Origin of the sequence: Allochromatium tepidum, assembly GCF_018409545.1 — a bacterium.
In the GTDB taxonomy this organism is placed as follows: domain Bacteria; phylum Pseudomonadota; class Gammaproteobacteria; order Chromatiales; family Chromatiaceae; genus Thermochromatium; species Thermochromatium tepidum_A.
In genome coordinates this window covers 440,873-456,865 of record NZ_AP024563.1, presented here as the reverse complement: position 1 = coordinate 456,865, position 15,993 = coordinate 440,873, and the positions used below count along the sequence as shown (strand labels likewise).

10 protein-coding genes are annotated in these 15,993 nt (G+C 64.6%); 3 read left to right on the top strand and 7 right to left on the bottom strand.

Annotated elements, in window-relative coordinates; translation table 11 throughout:
• Nucleotides 1–43: 43 nt before the first annotated feature.
• On the bottom strand, nt 44–1,000 hold the full coding sequence (locus Atep_RS02155) for a polysaccharide deacetylase family protein (RefSeq protein ID WP_213380011.1): 957 nt from the start codon (nt 998–1,000) through the stop codon (nt 44–46).
• Between the two features lie 428 nt (nt 1,001–1,428).
• Here Atep_RS02155 and Atep_RS02150 point away from each other — a divergent pair, with 428 nt between their 5' ends.
• The 3 genes from Atep_RS02150 to Atep_RS02140 all read left to right on the top strand — a co-directional run bounded on the left by Atep_RS02150 (nt 1,429) and on the right by Atep_RS02140 (nt 5,128).
• Complete coding sequence (locus Atep_RS02150) at nt 1,429–1,665, top strand: AbrB/MazE/SpoVT family DNA-binding domain-containing protein (protein ID WP_213381831.1); 237 nt, start codon at nt 1,429–1,431, stop codon at nt 1,663–1,665.
• The gene (locus Atep_RS02145) at nt 1,659–1,985 is read left to right on the top strand and encodes a type II toxin-antitoxin system PemK/MazF family toxin (protein ID WP_336511373.1); all 327 of its coding nucleotides are present in this window, start codon (nt 1,659–1,661) and stop codon (nt 1,983–1,985) included. Before Atep_RS02150 ends, Atep_RS02145 begins: the two co-directional genes overlap by 7 nt.
• Before the next feature lie 524 nt (nt 1,986–2,509).
• Nucleotides 2,510–5,128, top strand: coding sequence for a Stf0 family sulfotransferase (locus Atep_RS02140; protein WP_213380009.1), 2,619 nt, complete (start codon nt 2,510–2,512; stop codon nt 5,126–5,128).
• Nucleotides 5,129–5,130: 2 nt separating this feature from the next.
• On the opposite strand, the gene Atep_RS02135 is transcribed toward Atep_RS02140, so the two are convergent.
• The 6 genes from Atep_RS02135 to atpG all read right to left on the bottom strand — a co-directional run bounded on the left by Atep_RS02135 (nt 5,131) and on the right by atpG (nt 15,867).
• Entirely contained in the window at nt 5,131–6,561 is a 1,431-nt protein-coding gene (locus tag Atep_RS02135) for an autotransporter outer membrane beta-barrel domain-containing protein (protein WP_213380007.1), read from the bottom strand.
• Nucleotides 6,562–8,773: 2,212 nt separating this feature from the next.
• Nucleotides 8,774–11,548 (bottom strand): glycosyltransferase, encoded by a 2,775-nt coding sequence (locus Atep_RS02130; protein ID WP_213380005.1) that lies wholly within the window; start codon nt 11,546–11,548, stop codon nt 8,774–8,776.
• A gap of 75 nt (nt 11,549–11,623) precedes the next feature.
• The gene (gene glmU / locus Atep_RS02125; protein WP_213380003.1) at nt 11,624–12,988 is read right to left on the bottom strand and encodes a bifunctional UDP-N-acetylglucosamine diphosphorylase/glucosamine-1-phosphate N-acetyltransferase GlmU; all 1,365 of its coding nucleotides are present in this window, start codon (nt 12,986–12,988) and stop codon (nt 11,624–11,626) included.
• Nucleotides 12,989–13,081: 93 nt separating this feature from the next.
• The gene (locus tag Atep_RS02120; protein WP_213380001.1) at nt 13,082–13,507 is read right to left on the bottom strand and encodes a F0F1 ATP synthase subunit epsilon; all 426 of its coding nucleotides are present in this window, start codon (nt 13,505–13,507) and stop codon (nt 13,082–13,084) included.
• A gap of 12 nt (nt 13,508–13,519) precedes the next feature.
• Nucleotides 13,520–14,902 carry a F0F1 ATP synthase subunit beta gene (gene atpD / locus Atep_RS02115; protein WP_213379999.1) on the bottom strand — a complete coding sequence of 461 codons (1,383 nt, stop codon included), beginning with the start codon at nt 14,900–14,902 and terminating at the stop codon, nt 13,520–13,522.
• A gap of 101 nt (nt 14,903–15,003) precedes the next feature.
• On the bottom strand, nt 15,004–15,867 hold the full coding sequence (atpG, locus tag Atep_RS02110) for a F0F1 ATP synthase subunit gamma (protein WP_213379997.1): 864 nt from the start codon (nt 15,865–15,867) through the stop codon (nt 15,004–15,006).
• Nucleotides 15,868–15,993: the final 126 nt, after the last annotated feature.

Below are 15,993 nucleotides of genomic sequence, written 5' to 3'. Positions count from 1 at the left end.
GCCGGACGATAAGACTTCGCAAAAAAAGGAACATCCGCGTCACTCATTGCGTGCCGCGCCCGAAGAGTCGATCGTAGCGCCGATTGTCGCCGGGGCGCTGTTCATAGCAGCTCTCGGCGGTCACGACTTCGCCGGAACGCAGCAACTCACTGACCGTGACGAAGCGATAGCCGCGCTTGCGCAGGGCTGGTATCAGCGTCTTCAGCGCCTCAGCGGTGTGCCGGCCGCGGCCGTTCGCGTGGGCCACCACGATCGAGCCGGGGCGAACGCGATTCAGGACTTCCTTGACGATCAGATCGGCGGTTTGTGCCTTGGCAGGATCGCCGGTCACGATGTTCCACTGGATCGGATAGAGTCCGGCGCGCGCGACCTGGGTCAGGGATTCGGCGTTGCAGGTGCCGTAAGGAAAGCGGAAGGTGGCGAGCGATGACGGGATGGCCCGGAGGTGATTGGGTGAGACCGAGGCCGCGCATGAGCGGTTCAGCAGCTCAGCGCGCAGGATTTCGTATTGCGCCTGGGTCCATTGGATCTGCTCCTCGACATCCTGACCGCGCAACACGCGCAGATTGCCATGGGTCCAGGCATGATTTCCGAGTTCAAACAGCGGATCGGCCATCAGCTGCATGGTGCGCTCGGGATGGGAGCGCATCCATTTGCCGCCGGCATAGAAGGTTGCATGGACGCCTTCCAGGCGGAGTGTATCGATCAATTCGCCATCATAGCCCGTGACCTCGTTCGCCTTTTCGCAGAGATCGAAGGTGAGCGCGACCAGTTTTTCGCCATTGTCTGGCTTGACGGAACGGATCGAACAGGCAAATTCCGGTGCCAGATTTGGGCCGGGGACATCTGGTAATGTCTTCTCAGGAGGCGTGTCGTCGACGGGAAGGCGTGTCTTGATCTTGCGCTCACCCGGATGTGCGCGCAGTGCTTGCGGTGTCCAGCAGGATTCAAGCAGGCTGTCGGCTTTTGGCGACAAACTCGATGAATGATCGGCGATCACTCGATAAGATTCGACGACCGTATCGATTGATTGTGAACCTGGGATAATATTAACCTGCTCGGCGCTGAGTAAACAGGAATAACAGCAAAGCAATCCCGATCCACACCAACTCAAAATCCATCGTCTAGAATAGGCCGCCATGGTTCGATACCGCCTTTATTGCCTGGAAAGATTGGTCGGTGTCATGATTCGCCAGCCATCACTGGTCCAGCGCAAAGGAATGGTTCCCCGATAGCGTTCGGGAAGTGCATTGCGAGCCTTGCCCACGAAAGCGACCCTGACCGTCGCATGACTCGTCCCAGGTGAAATGCATGGATTGTTTATATGCATAATCATGCATATCGTCAAAAACGAGACATCCGTTCCGGCCTTGCATCAAACCCAGAGATCCGCTGTAATAACTAAGTTATTACAGCGAGGTTCCCACCATGCGCACGACCCTGAGAAAGATCGGCAATTCGCGCGGCGTCCTGATTCCGGCGGCGCTGCTGGCCGAATGCGGCATCCAGGACGAAATCGACCTGCGACTCGAAGGCACGCGCCTCATCATCGAGCCGGTGCCGACGACGCGCGCCGGTTGGTTCGACGGCTACCGAGCTGAAGACGATCCGGATGCCTGGGCCGATCTGCCCGTCGATGCCGATAGTGGAGACTGGCAGTGGTAAGCGAGCACCGACGGATTCAGCGCGGCGAGGTGTATTGGGTCAATCTCGATCCGACCATCGGAACCGAAATCCAGAAAACGCGCCCGGCGCTGGTCGTGTCGCCGGACGACATGAATGCTGCCTTGCCGCGCGTGATCGTCGCTCCGCTCACCTCGAAAGGACAACCGCTCGGCTGCAGGCCGGAAGTCGATCTCAATGGACGCGCCGCGCGGATCCTGCTCGATCAGATCCGTTGCGTCGACAAACGCCGACTGGCGGGAAAGTTGGGTGAGATCGACGTGGGTCGATGGCACGACGTTTTGATGCGGATGCTGGAATGAATCCAATAACCTTGGGCCAAGCGGCACCTGAAATTCGGTAGCGGTGCAGGACACCACATGCCGGTTGGTCACGACATGCGAGCCGCCGCCGACCACGAAGCCGGAGCCGGATTCCGGCTCGCCCTCGGCGGGCAGGCACAGCACCCGGACGGTGACGGCGTTCATGTGGTTGGTGAGCGAGTCTGCCCAGGTCGAGGCGGCGGGGAGCAGGAATGCCAGTGCCAGGATGATCCAGCGGGACTCGGCGGCGGCTTCCATTGAGCGCAGACTCCTACAAAAGGACACGAGACGGTCGACGGGCGAAATCTAGCACAGGAACCCAGGACGAAGCATCCGGCCCAGCCTTGCGTCAAACCCAGAGATCCGTTGTACTCACTCAGTTATTACAGCGAGGTTCCCACCATGCGCACGCCCCTGAGAAAGATCGGCAATTCGCGCGGTGAGGTGTATTGGATGAATCCAAAACCCCCATTACCAGAGCGCCTTCGCCTATCTGCATCGAGCTCCTATCGAGATCCTGACTCGTGACACTCACACGAAACGACTTGCCCGACTGGTGGCCGCGACGCCTGGCGTCCATCGAGCGCTTCGCCGCCTGGGCCGAGGGCGGCGCACCGCCGGACGCTCCGCTGGAACTCTTCCTGGAGATCAGCAATCTGTGCGATCTCAAGTGCGCCATGTGCCCGACCTTCTCGGGACTGAGTCCGAGCCGGCTCTATTCGATCAAGGAGCAGGAGCGCGGACTCCTGGATCTCGACGCCCTGCGGCCGAATCTGGAGTCGATCCTGCAACAGGTCATCAATGTGCACTGCTTCGGCTATGGCGAGCCGACGCTGCACGGCAGGTTCGTCGAGCTGCTGCGGGATCTGGGGGCCTATCGCGTCCTGATCGATTTCTTCACCAATGGGATGCATCTCGATCAGGCGCTGTGCGAGGCACTCGTCGAGCAGCGGGTCTTCAGCCTCACCGTCAGCGCCTCCGGGGTCGAGGCCGCGGAGTACGAGCAGATCTATCTCGGCGGACGCTTCGAGACCCTGCTCGCCGGACTCCGGCGACTCGATGCCTGCAAGCGCGCGCATGGGAGCCGCTATCCGCGTGTCGAGGTCAATTCGATCGCCTTCGAGCATCATGTGCGCCGACTGCCCGAGTTCGTCGACCTCATGGCCGATCACGGCGTCGAGGTCATCCATCTCAAGACGCTCCAGACCTTCGAGACGACCCGAGAACTGCGCGGTCATCGCTCGATCCTGCGTCCCTGGATCGAGGAACCGATCCTGCACGAGTCCGAACAGCGGGCACGGGCGCGCGGCCTGATCCTCTCGACCGACCAGTATCGTCAGACCCAAGTCGGTGACGAACGGGCCTGGCAGGCCGCGCGCGGTGATGTCGCCGCCACCCTGCCGCTGTCGGCGCTCGCGGAAGCGGCGCGCACGCTCAAACCCTCGCGCCCGCCTCCGGGTCACGCCGCCGATGACCGTGTCGATGCGCGGCATCTGTCGCCGGAGGACTTGGAGCAGGTCTTCACGCCCATCACGCCCGAGGGTCCGGCCCCCTTCTACTGCTTCGAGCCGTTCAAGACGCTCTATGTCCGGCGCAGCGGTCACACCAAACCCTGCTGCTTCGCCGACGACTCGGGGCCGTCGCTGGGCAATCTCATGGAGGCCGAGGCGTCCGCCATCTGGCAGGGACGCCCCTTCCAACGCTTGCGCGAGGGCATCCTGACACAGCGTTATCCGCGCTCACTGTGCGCACACTGCTTGAAGGATGGCTACGGACCGCGCCGGCACGACATCCCGGACCGACTGGCGCACTATCGCGATTGGCTGGAGAGCGCCTGGGGTTATCGGCTTCCTCTCTCCATCCCGACGACGACGCTCACCAATGAGGAGATCGTCCAACGCCGGCGTGAAGACAGCCGGGCGGACGAATCGCGGCGCCGGCTGCTCGACGAGGTGCGCCGTCTGACGCCGTTCGGCGTTCCGCAGACCCTGCTGGAAGGCCACCTCGACGGCGTGATCGAGGGCGCCCTGCATGGCTGGGTCCGTGCGCCTGGGATGCCGGGTCTGCGTCTGTCGGTCAGTCTCAGTCTCGATGGCCGGCCTTGGCGGGACATCCGGGCCGATCGTTTTCGCGAGGATCTCGCCGCCGCCGGCAAGGGGGATGGCCGGTATGCCTTCAGGGTCGAACTGGCGGACGTACCCTCACCCGCAACGATCGAGGTTCGACTCACCGACACCGACCGGTTGCTGGGCCGTCTTCAATACGGCGACACGGAGCCGCTCCGCGCTCCAGAGCACTCGGAGGCTCGGACCGAGATCCGGGCACCCGAGTTGGAACCCGCGCCCTTTCTGCTCGACTACGACCCCGGCATCCATGAACGCGAGATCCTGCGTTATTTCGCCAGCCGCGCGGCCGGGCGTCCGCGCCCGGCGCCGCCACACAGAGATCGGCAACCGGACACCGTATTGGTCATCGCCTTCAGCAACCGCAGCGGCTCGAATCTGCTGGCCGAGGCCCTGGCGGCCAGCGGACTGGTCAATCGGGCGCGCGAGGCATTCAATTTCGACCGGATCATCGATACCTGCGAACAGACGGGCCTGAACGATCTGGCCGGTTATCTGGACCATCTGAATCCCGCTCCCGAGGAACCGCCGGCGCTCGCGGTCAAGTTGAGTTGGGATCAGCTCTTCTTCCTGCGGCGTGTCGGGGTCATTCCGTACTATTGGCCAAGGGTGGAGTTCGCCTGGATCCTGCGCGACGATCTCATGGCGCAGGCGCTGTCGTATCTGGTGGCCGAGCGCACGGGGGGTTGGAGTGGCGCCTATCCGGAGCACGCCTTGACGAGGGCATTGGCCGAACTGACGCCGGAAGACCTGGTCCGCAAGCTGGAGGAGATCACCTGGGCGCATCGTCAGTTCGCCGGCTATTTCGCGCTCTATGGCATCGAGCCGGTGATCGTCGACTATGACGAACTCGCCGCCGATCCCGAGGGTGAAGCCCATCGGGTACTCGATCGGCTCGGGATGATTCCGAACGGTCGGCCCTGGCGTTTCGATCGTTCGGCCATCACCAGCCGACGGCAGCGCACCCCCGCGATGGAGGCGACGCTGCGACGGCTCAAGAACGCGATCCGGGGCGGATAGCCTCAGAACTCCAGCCGAACGCCCCCGGAGATCGTATAATTCTCCACGTCCTCGTATCCCAGCAGCGTGTTGATCGCCAGAAACGCCGAGCGCCCCTGAGCGAACTGACCGGAGATGCCGATTCCGAGATCGAAGTAATTCCGGTCGGGACTGGTCGTCGAGATCATCAATGGCGTGGCGCTCAGATCACTGATGAAGCGGGCATCGATCCGATCCTGATCCTCCGAGAACTCATGGACCCAGTCCAGACTCAGTTGCGGCACCCAGACGCCGACGTTCGAACTGAACGCCCTGGCCACCATGAAGCCCAGGCGTGAATTGAACGAGGTATAGGTCTGCGAATCATAGGCGATGGCCAGACTGCCGCCGGGGGCCGTCGGATCCGACATGCGCTCGCGATAGGAATCGAGGCTGTTGCGCAGATAGTTCAGGCTCAAGGCCGGTGTGAAGGTGAACGCGCCGGCCTCGATGTTGTAACCGCCGCTGAGCGTGGCATAGAAGGTGCCGGACTCCGGAGTCGAGGTCGCGTTTTGCCGGACGCGCGTCAGGACGCCGTCGATCTTGATGCCGTAGTCGATTCGGCGGGTCATGTCATAGTCACTGACATCGTATCCGAGCGTACCCTCGACGAAGGCGCCGCCCTCCCAATACCGGGTGCCATAGACACCCAATCCCCAGGCACTCACATCCATGTCGCCCTTGTTGAGCCAGTAATCGGTGGTTCCCGAGGCATAGTTGCCGAACACACCAACGATCAGGTTCTCCTGGAGCCGATAGTCCGCGCCAAGCGTGAATCGCACCCCATCGAGATCATAGCCCGACGTATATCGATTGCGATCCTGCTCGGCATTGAGATATTTCAGATTGAAGAAGACGCCGCCGCGCCCGAGTTGCAGGTCGCCGCCGGCCCCGCCGCCCGTGGCGCCGAAGAGCGTGTTGGAGGCGATCAGCGCGTTCGGCGTGAAGCCCGGCACTTGGCCGGCGAAGCGCAGGCTCTCCATGCGCATGGACACCACGCCGATCCCGGCCTTGACCTGTTGCACGGACGTGGTCCGCGGCGCCAGGATCTGATCGGGCGTCAAGGCGGTCAGAGCGCGGGCCGTGCCGGACGCATCCTCAGTGCCGCCGACCACCAACAGGGTACAGTCGTCCTGGAACTGGGTTCCGACATTGGCCCCACCGCTACAGGCGGTGAAGATGGTATTGGCGAACCCGGCCGTATTGGTGTTTCCGGTCGACATCGAGACCTGTCCCAGGGTCGCGCCGCTGGCCGACACGCTCCCCTCATCCGGCGCGGGACTCGTCTGGGGGACGACACTGTCGACCACGGAATCGACCAGTGAATCCTCGGCCATCGATTCAGGGGACTCGCCATAACAGGCCAGCCCCAGGATCGCGGCGCTGATCGCCGCGGCTTGACGCTTCTTGATCATGATCGTCCTCTCGCTATAGGTGTTGATTGCTTGCTCTGCGACTCACGATGGCCCTGGCGAAAGTGCCTCGATCCATGATGAGAGCGCGTCATCCAGCATCCAGCCGGACTCCACCCAACGCCGCAGTTCGCGACCCTCGCGGCGCGTGGACTCCGGATCGGCCAGACGCGCGCGAAGCGCCTCGATCCAGAGGTGCGGATGGTTTGGCAGACGCTCGACCGGCGCCTCGCGGTAGGGCTCGATATCGGTGCAGACGACCGGGATACCGAGCGCACCGTATTCCAACAATTTGAGCGGACTCTTACAGCGGTTGAAATCATGCAACGCCAATGGCGCGATCGCAATATCCAATCCGAGTCCAGCCAACACGGATGGATACGGCTCGAAATCGACCATCGGCTGAACGATCGTTGCGTAGGGTTCGAGTCCATCCGGACACATGCCGAGAAAACACCACTCGACCTCACCGGCCAGGGCCTCGACCACGGGCGCGAGCCACTCCAGATCGGCCGCGTGTTGCGCGGCCCCGGCCCAGCCGATGCGCGGTTTGCGTCCCGAGCGATCCGACTCAGCCTCGACATCGACCAGTCCCTGCCAACGGGCACGCGGCAAACGATTCGGCACCACGCGCACATCGTCATGACGCCCGCCATAGAACTCGGCGAGCAGCGGCGTACTGAGCAGCAGACGGTCGCAGAGTCCGAGCGCCCGGTCCAGACGCCGGTCGATGTCCGGGTAGTTCGTGCGGCTGAATGGATTCCAGGACGGAAGATCCGTGATCAGATCGTCCAGCGAAAAGACCAGACAAACGTCGTTGTAGCGCCGATAGAGTTCCAGGGCATGGAGATGCCGGTCGTGGAGCGCGTTGTGCAACAGCAGGGTATCGGGCGCGAGCCGTTCGAGTTCGACCACGCTCGGCGGGCGCGTCGGTTTGTCGGCCGGAACCAGGGCACAACAGGCCAGCCCCTGCGCGCGCAGGGTGTTCAGCGGATCGATCACCCGATAGTGACCGCTGCCCGTCTGGTCGCCCGGAAACCCCAGCAGACGCGGCGCCTCGCACAGTCGCGGATCCCAGGCAAGGCCGATCTCGGTCTCGGGTCGGGCGCTCGGGTCGCGCAGGGTCAGGTTCGGGTTGTGGGCCGGATCACGAGCCAGTCGGGGCAGCCAGCGTTCGTAGAGTCGTGCCACCTCGTCGGCCACTTCGATCTGCTTGAGCTTGCGACGGCGATAGCCCTGGAAGCGGCCCCGTCCGGCCCCCGCGACCAGGGTCGCATGGGGCGTCCAGAGCGTTTTGTATCCCAGGTCGGCCAGACGCAGACCGAAATCGAGCATGTACCAGGCATTCGGAAACGCCGTCTCGTCGAAACCGCCCGCCTGCTCGAACGCCGCCCGCCGGAGCACGAACGCCTGATCCGAGACGCCGGCACAGCGCTGGACGCAGAGATGGCGGTTCAGAGCCCCGTCCGTATCGCCCAGTGTCAGGCCGCGATGGAGTTGACCCGTGGCACCCAGCGGCCAGAAGCCCATGAGCGGGTAGCTCTGAAGAATCCGTCCCTCCGTATCCAGGATGCACGGGCCGGCCAGGGCGACGTCGGGACGGTCGATCAGGCCGAGCAGGATCGAAAGCGCCGAGCCCGGTCGCGCGCGCAGACCATCGTGCATGACCAGCACCCGTTCGGTATCGAGACGGCGGATCGCCCGATTCAGGGAGCGCGCGATGTTCTCGCTCGACTCGGCCCGCCGCCAGCGCACCGGACCGGCCTCGGACAATACCCTGGACGGCGTGGGCAGCGCGCCCTTGCGCTGGAAGTCCAGCACCAGGATCTCCAGCCGTCCGAGCAGGGGGCGCACCGAGTCGATCAGTTCGGCGACCGCCTGGGCATCGCCCTGGGTCGACACCAGCAGCGTGGTCCTGATCGCGGGCGAGACCGGATGGTCGATCCAGTGGATGCCGGGCACTGAGGTGGCGCGGACCTGAGCGCGTATCCGACGACGCTCCAGATGGGCGGCGAGAATCTTGGCGACCGCATCGGACGCGGGGGCGGATAGGTTCCGGCTGTCGGCGCGATGGTAGAGGACGTGCGGGACGTGCCCGATCGCCGACTCGCCGAAGCGGTCGACGACCTTGAGGCAAAGATCATGGAGTGCAACCTCGATCTGGTGCGACAGACCGCCGCATTCCAGAAAGGCGTCGCGCGCGATCAGACAGAGATCACCGACGTAGAACCGGCAGCGCAGCAGATCGAGGTCGAAATCGGGCTTGAAGACGGGGTGATAGCGGCGCCCATCCTCGGCGATGCGATCCTCGTCGGTATAGATCAGACGCCACTCGGGCGACTTGGCGGCATGACCGCGCAGGAGACCGAGCGCAGACGGATGCAGCCGGTCGCCGGCGCCCATCCAGCCGATCCAATCGCCCTGCCACCCGGCCAGCCGACGGTTGATGAGACGGGCGACGGACTGGCCGGACTCGATCCGCCTCCAGAGGCACGATTGAGCTTGGTCCGGCGTCAAGGACGGCGGATCGAACAGGCTGACGACCAGACACTGGAGTCCGCTCCTGATGTTGGCGCCGGTCAGGAGTGACTCCAGCGTGGCGGCGATGGCTCCGGGTTCGCGCTCGAACTCCAGAATCACCATAAGGAGCGCGAACGGTGCGTCCGAGTCCCGGCCATGACAGGGCGGCGCATAGCGCCCCTGAGACTCCAGCCAGCGCCGATAATCCGGCGTGCCGTAGCCCGTTTGCCGGCGCCCCCAGCTCGGCGCGAGCGTCTCCAGGAGCGCGGCCGACATCTCGACCGGTTCCCCGGCCACAGGGTCGGATTCCAATGCCGCCAGGATCTCGTTCAGATCGGCACGCGGGCGACCGGCGTGCAGCTCCAGTAAGCCGGCATAGAGTTCGGCGTAGTCCAGCACATTGCTCGCCATCGACTTGACCGGATGCTCGCGCAGTCGCCCCCCGCACCTGGCGCAACGACTCGGGACTGGCGATGAGCCGCTCGATACGCTCGGCCAGGGCGCGCGCGCTGGATTCCGCGACCAGAAAGCCGGTCACGCCATCCTGGATGCGCTCCGGGATCGCCCCCACCCCGAAGGCCAGCACGGGCACGCCCAGCGCCTGCAACTCGGCGATGGTCAGACAGAAGGTCTCCTCGTAGATCGAGGGCACCAGCGCCAGATCGACCCCGGCCGCCAGCCGCGCCAGATCCTGGAGGCGATAGACACCCTGGCGGCGCACCCCGGCCGCGTCCAGGGACGCCTGATAGGCCGGATCGACACTGCCGAATTGCAGGATCTCGAGATCGCGTCGCGCTTTCAGTAACTCGACCATCTCCAACAGCCGGTCGGCCCCCTTGCGCCGCGACAGATTGGCGAAGACCCCGAGCCGGAAGCGCGGCCCACGGCTGGGTTTCGGTGCCCGACCAAGCGCGGGGAGCCCATGCGGAACGACCCGCACCCTGGCGGCCAACGCATCACCATAGGCACGGCGGAAGCGCTCCAGCACGAAGTGCGAAGGCGAGACGAGCGCATCGGCCGCCGCAAAGACTTCCAGCAATTTGGTATGCCGCTCGCGCAGATAGAGGCGCCGCGCGTCCGCCGTCTCGTCCGTCGACGACTGCCGGGCCAGACAGTACAGGCACTCGGGATCATCGGCCTCGGCGCGGGCCTTGCCGCATGGACGCCCATCGGGTCGCAGCATGTCGAACACGGGGCAGAAGAGGAAATAGTCGTGCAGCGACAGCACCACCACGGCCCCGAGCCGCCGCGCGATCAGCGGCAGTTCCAGCGTGCCCCAGTGCAGCAGATGCTGGACATGGACCAGAGCGACCTGCCCGCCCGCGACCAGGCGCGCGAAACTCGCCTCGACCACGGCGTTGCGTAACGCGGCGACCTGACCGAAGAGTCTGGGTCGTCCCTCGGTCAGATCGCGTCGATAGGCCAGCACCCGAAACCATTCGTGGTCGACCACGCAGTGATAGTCCTGATAGGAACCGATCTCGTCGGGAAAGAGCACCGTGGTCCGGTAGGTTTCGGAGAGTCCTTCCACCAGGGCGCGCGAATGGAGTTCGGTGCCGCCCAGGGTATGATAGGAGTGCAGCAGTTGCAGGATGTGCGGCGCGTGATCGCCACGGGCGCGTGCCAGCCCGGTCAAGACGCGCTCGCGGACGTCGCGCAACGGATCGAGCCGGCAGAAACGCCGGACGAGCGCGTGATAGAAGGGCCAGCGGGCCAGCAGGACGGACTCGTTGCGGCGCTTGACCCCTTCCATGCCCGCGACCGTGCCGAAACTCTGTTCGCCTTCGTGATAGACGAAGGTGTCGTCGCAGCAGACGACCTCGAATCCGGCCTCCCAGGCACGCAGCGAATAGTCGCACTCCTCGCCATAGCCGCGATGATAGGCGCGGTGCAGGAGTCCCAGACGCTGGAGTGCCGGCCGGCGGATCAACATACAGAAGCCGACGGCGACCGGCAGGCGCGGGTAGCGGCGGGCCGAGACGGATTCGACCAGGGCACCGAAACGCTCGATCCCGAGTCCATCCGCAATGGGATCGTCCGCATTGGCGCGCGGTACCGAGAGGATGGTAGCGTTGTTGGAGAGCGGACAGACCAGGGCGATGCGCGGGTCGCTCGCCGCGCAGGCGAGCAGTTTCTCGACCCAGCCGGGGGTGACGACCGTGTCCGAGTTGAGCAGGATCACATCGCCGGTCGCCGACGCCAGTCCCCGGTTCACGTTGCCGACGAAGCCGAGATTCTCGTCGGCGTGCGTGACCGAGACACGCGGCTCATGCGACTCCAGTGCGTCCAGCCAGCCCAGGAGACGCAGATCGCTGCTGGCATCGTCGAGTATGCGGATCGCACAGTCCGGCGGCGAATGCGCGAGCACGCTGTCGAGACAGCGCCTGACAGACTCGTAACCGTTGAAGACCGGGATCAGGATTTCACAACGTTGACCGTTCAGTGGCTTAATGTGTTCAGAACTATCCATGGTTGCAGATGAGTTCAAGGCTGCCTCAACTGAATCGTTCTGTTTCAAGGATGACGATGCACCACTCCGGAGTGCTCAGTGCTCCTCACTGGGTCGCTTCCAGCCCGGGATCGTTGTCTGACGCGCGCGCGCGACCGTGAGCTGTTCGGCCGGCGCCTCGCGCGTGACGACCGAGCCGGCGCCGATGGTCGCGCCCGCTCCTACCTCGACCGGCGCCACGAGCGCCGTGTTGGAGCCGATGAAGGCCCCGTCGCCGATCCGGGTCTTGAACTTGTTGACGCCGTCATAGTTGCAGGTGATGGTGCCGGCGCCGACATTGACTCCGACGCCGATCTCGGCATCCCCCAGATAGGTCAGATGATTGACCTTGCTGCCGCGTCCGACCTGCGTCTTCTTGATCTCGACGAAGTTGCCGACATGGGTGTCGTCGGCCAGCCGCGCCTCAGGGCGCAGACGGGCAAAGGGACCGATGCGTGCGTTGGCGCCGACTTCGGCCGACTCGATGACACAGTTGGCCTGGATCTGGGTGTCCGGGCCGATGACGCAGTCCTTGAGCACGCAGTTGGGACCGATGCTCACGCCCGAAGCTAGGCGCACCTCGCCCTCGATGACGACATTGACGTCGATGAAGACATCCGGCTCCGCGTCGAGCCGCCCGCGCAGATCGAACCGCGCCGGATCGGCCAGCGTCACGCCTGAGCGCATCAGCGACTCGGCCTGCCGGCGTTGATGGATGCGCTCCAGCTCGGCGAGCTGGACGCGATCATTGACACCCGAGACCTCGTGCAGCGCGTCGGGCTGAGCAGTGGCTATCACCACACCTTCGCGCGCCGCCAGTTCGATGACATCGGTCAGATAGTATTCGCCCTGAGCATTGTCGTCGTCGATCCTATCCAGCCAGGAAACCAGGCGCGCATGATCGGCGACCAGGAAGCCGGTATTGATCTCGCGGATCGCGCGCTCGTCGGGCGCGGCATCCTTGTCCTCAACGATGCGGACCACTCGCCCCTCAGCATCGCGCAGGATACGGCCATAGCCGTTCGGATCGTCCAACTCGGCCGTCAGCACCGCCAGCGGCGTCGAACCCGCCAGCTCCACCAACCGCTCCAGGGTCTCCGATGTGATCAGCGGCACGTCGCCATAGAGCACCAGCACCAAATCCATGTCGGTCAGCGCCGGCATGGCCTGGATGACGGCATGGCCCGTCCCGCGCTGCTCGGCCTGCTCGACCCACACGCAATCCTCGTCGGCCAGCGCTGCACACACCTGCTCCCCGCCATGCCCATGCACCACGACGATCCGCGCCGGATCGAGCGCCCGCGCCGCCGCCAGCACATGCGCCAGCAGCGGCCGTCCCGCCAATGAATGCAACACCTTGGGCCGACGCGAGCGCATCCGCTTGCCCTGCCCCGCCGCCAGGATCACGACACCTGTCTTCATTGCTCGAACCCCACAAAAGAAAACGCCCCCGATCGCTGACGATAGGGGGCGTCTATTCAGACCGAATGGCCTCAGCGCGGACCGCCGGACCGATCAGCCACGCTTCATCTTGCGCAGCTTCTCGATCGCCCGCAGTTGCGCCACGGCCTCGGCCAGCTCGGCCTGCGCCTTGGCGTACTCGAACTCGGCCTTCTGACCGGAGAGCGCATCCTCGGCGCGACGCTTGGCCTCCAGCGCGGCGGCCTCGTCGAGGTCACGGGCGCGGATGGCGGTGTCGGCCAGGACCGTGACCACATGCGGCTGGACCTCGAGCATGCCGCCGGAGACATAGAAATGCTCCTGCTCGCCCTGCTCGTTCTCCACCCGCACGTCGCCCGGACGCAACCGGCTGATGAAGGCCGTATGACGCGGGGCGATACCCACCTCGCCCATCTCCGCGGTCGCATAGACCATGGTCGCGGGGCCGGAGTGGATGGCGCCCTCGGCGCTGACGATATCGACGCGGATTGTCATTGCCATGGGAGATCTCCCTTAGTTGGCCATCTTCTTGGCCTTCTCGACCGCTTCCTCGATGCCGCCGACCATGTAGAACGCCTGCTCGGGCAGGTGGTCGTACTCGCCGTTGACGATGGCCTTGAAGTCCTTGATGGTGTCCTTGACGGACACGAACTTACCGGGCGCGCCGGTGAAGACTTCGGCGACGAAGAACGGCTGCGACAGGAAGCGCTGGATCTTACGCGCCCGGTTGACGGTGAGTTTGTCTTCTTCCGACAGCTCGTCCATACCCAGGATCGCGATGATGTCCTTGAGTTCCTTGTAGCGCTGGAGCGTCCCCTGCACGGCGCGCGCGGTCTCGTAGTGCTCGGCGCCGACGACATTGGGGTCGAGGATACGGCTGGTGGAGTCGAGCGGATCGACGGCGGGGTAGATGCCCAGCTCGGCGATCTGACGCGACAGCACCAGGGTGGCGTCCAGGTGCGCAAAGGTCGTCGCCGGCGAGGGGTCGGTCAAGTCGTCGGCGGGCACGTAAACGGCCTGGAACGAAGTGATCGAGCCGGTGCGGGTCGAGGTGATGCGCTCCTGCAGCGCGCCCATCTCGGAGGCCAGGGTCGGCTGATAACCCACGGCGGAGGGCATACGACCGAGCAGTGCGGACACCTCGGTACCGGCCAGGGTGTAACGGTAGATGTTGTCGATGAACATCAGCACGTCACGACCTTCGTCGCGGAAGTACTCGGCCATGGTCAGACCGGTCAGGGCCACGCGCAGACGGTTGCCCGGCGGCTCGTTCATCTGGCCGTAGACCAGCGCCACCTTGTCGAGAACGCCGCCTTCCTTCATCTCGTGATAGAAGTCGTTACCCTCACGAGTACGCTCGCCGACACCCGCGAACACCGAGAAACCCGAGTGCTCGACGGCGATGTTGCGGATCAGCTCCATCAAAGTGACGGTCTTGCCGACGCCGGCGCCGCCGAACAGACCGACCTTGCCGCCCTTGGCGATCGGCATGATCAGGTCGATGACCTTGATGCCGGTCTCCAGGATCTCGGTCGAGGCGGCCTGATCTTCCAGCTTGGGCGCGGCGCGGTGGATCGACCAGCGCTCTTCGCTCTTGACCTCGCCCTGCTCGTCGATGGGGTTGCCCAGCACGTCCATGATGCGGCCCAGGGTCGCTTGGCCGACCGGCACCCGGATCGGTGCACCCGTGGCGGTCACGCCGACACCGCGTTGCAGACCGTTGGTCGAACCCATGGCGATGGTGCGCACCACGCCGTCGCCGAGCTGCTGCTGCACTTCCAGCGTCAGACCCGTCGACTCGATCTTGAGCGCGTCATACACCTTGGGCATCTCGCCGCGCGGGAACTGCACGTCCACCACGGCGCCGATGATTTCCACCACGTTACCGGAACTCATAGTCTTTATCCTCTTTGGCCTCACAGCCACTTAAGCGATTCTGTTTGGATCCCGTGCCCCGCCCGGAGCGAACCGTATCGAGCGTGCGGCCGGCCGGTCGGTTAGACGGCGGCGGCGCCGCTGACGATCTCGGAGATCTCCTGGGTGATGGCGGCCTGACGCGCCTTGTTGTAGACGAGCTGCAACTCACCGATCAGGTTGCCGGCGTTGTCCGAGGCGGCCTTCATCGCGACCATGCGCGCGGCCTGCTCGCAGGCGCTGTTCTCGACCACCGCCTGATAGACGAGCGACTCGATGTAGCGCGTCAGCAGGGCATCCAGGACCGTCTTGGCGTCCGGCTCGTAGATGTAATCCCAGTGATAGGGCATGGCGTCGCGCTCGCCGGCGACCAGCGGCACCAGCCGGCGGATCGTCGGGCGCTGGGTCATGGTGTTGACGAACTCGTTGCTCACGATATAGAGCGCGTCGATCTCGCCGGCTTCGAAGGCATCGAGCATGACCTTGACCGTACCGACCAGATCCTCGACGTGCGGCTTGTCGCCCAGATGGGTCGCCTGCGCCTTGACCTCGCCGCCGAAGCGCTTGAAGAAGCCGAGCGCCTTGCTGCCGATGGTGCAGAACACCGGCTCGATGCCGGCGGTCCGCTGCTCCCTGATCTCGGCGATCAGGCGGCGGAACAGGTTGCTGTTGAGACCGCCGCACAGTCCGCGATCGGACGAGACGACGATGTAACCGACCCGCTTGAGCGGACGCTCGGTCGCCATGAACGAGTGTCGATACTCGGGCGTGGCGTTGGCCAGATGACTGATGACCTGGAGCATCTTCTCCGCGTAGGGACGGGAGGCCGCCATGCGGTCCTGGGCCTTGCGCATCTTGGAGGCCGCGACCATCTGCATGGCCTTGGTGATCTTCTGCGTGCTCTTGATGCTCGCGATCTTGGTGCGGATTTCTTTGGCGCCTGCCATTCTTTAGCTCCCAGCCTCCAGCTTCCAGCCGCCAGCCAGTCGGCCGGTGGGTCGAGGAGGTTCGATAGATGTCGAGACGCAGCCCGCCAGCCGCCAGACCTCTTGCTGGAGGCTGGAGGCTGGTCG